The 1,099-nt window shown below is 71.1% G+C and carries 1 protein-coding gene; it reads left to right on the forward strand.

The window, feature by feature from the left end:
* The coding region (locus AB0I79_RS63320; RefSeq protein ID WP_357896402.1) for a transposase at nucleotides 1-1,041 on the forward strand (1,041 nt) is incomplete at its 5' end.
* Between the last annotated feature and the right edge of the window lie 58 nt (nucleotides 1,042-1,099).

Raw genomic sequence — 1,099 nt, forward strand, 5'->3', positions numbered from 1 at the left:
GCGGCGCACTGCCATGCTCATGACTACACCGACCCGGGCAAGCCGAAGATCGCCTGGGACGATGAGGAGGCCAAGAACGCCCTGGTCAGCGGGCTGGTCACCGACGCGCTCGCTCTGCTCGATCAGCTGAGTGGCCGGCATCTGGACGAGGCGGCCGAGCAGGCGATCGGGCTGCTGGCCCTGATCGCCGGCCAGGACGTTGAGCCCGCCGACGGCTCTGATGGCACCGACGGACGGTGGCGGATCGCCCGCCGCACCGCACCTGATCGCATCATCTCCACCGTCGATGCCGAGGCCCGCCACATCCACAAGAGCCGGCAGCAGCGTGACGACGGCTACAAGGCCCACCTGGCTGTTGAGCCGGAGACCGGCCTGTTCACCGCCGTGGCCCTGCGCCCCGGTGCCGGAGCCGCCCACCATGAGAGCGCCGTCGCCCCCGGCCTGCTGGCCGGTGAGCACGGGCCGCTGCAGGTCTTGGCCGATGCCGCCTACGCCGCCGTCGAACTACGTGCCGCCCTGGCCGCCGCCGGGCACCGGCTGCTGATCAAACCGCCCGCGCTGAAGCCCGCCGTGATTGGCGGGTTCACCCTGGACGACTTCGCCATCGACACCGCTGGCGGCACGGTCACCTGTCCCGCCGGCCACACCGTCCCGCTGGCCGCATCAGGTGGCCGCTACCAGCAACGCCGCGCCACCTTCACCGGCTTATGCGCTGCCTGCCCGCTGCGCGATCGGTGCACCACCGCCAAGACCGCCCGTGTGGTGACCATCCGCCCGCACCACCAGCTGCAGGCCGCCGCCCGGCACCAGGCCGCCACCGATCCTGCCTGGCAGGATGACTACCGCCGCTGGCGGCCCATGGTGGAGCGCGCCGTGGCCTGGCTGGTCACCAAAGGCAACCGCCGCCTGCGCTACCGCGGCACCGCCGCCAACGACCGCTGGCTCCACCACCGCGCCGCCGCCCTCAACCTCCGCCGCCTGATCACCCTCGGACTCACCTACACCAGCGGCACCTGGAATCTCGCCCCGATCACCCCATGACAAGAGGGTGAGCCAGCTCATGCCGACTCACCCAGCAAGATCTTCAGGACATTCCTAG

Origin of the sequence: Nonomuraea sp. NPDC050202 (assembly GCF_040656115.1) — a bacterium.
Taxonomy (GTDB): domain Bacteria; phylum Actinomycetota; class Actinomycetes; order Streptosporangiales; family Streptosporangiaceae; genus Nonomuraea.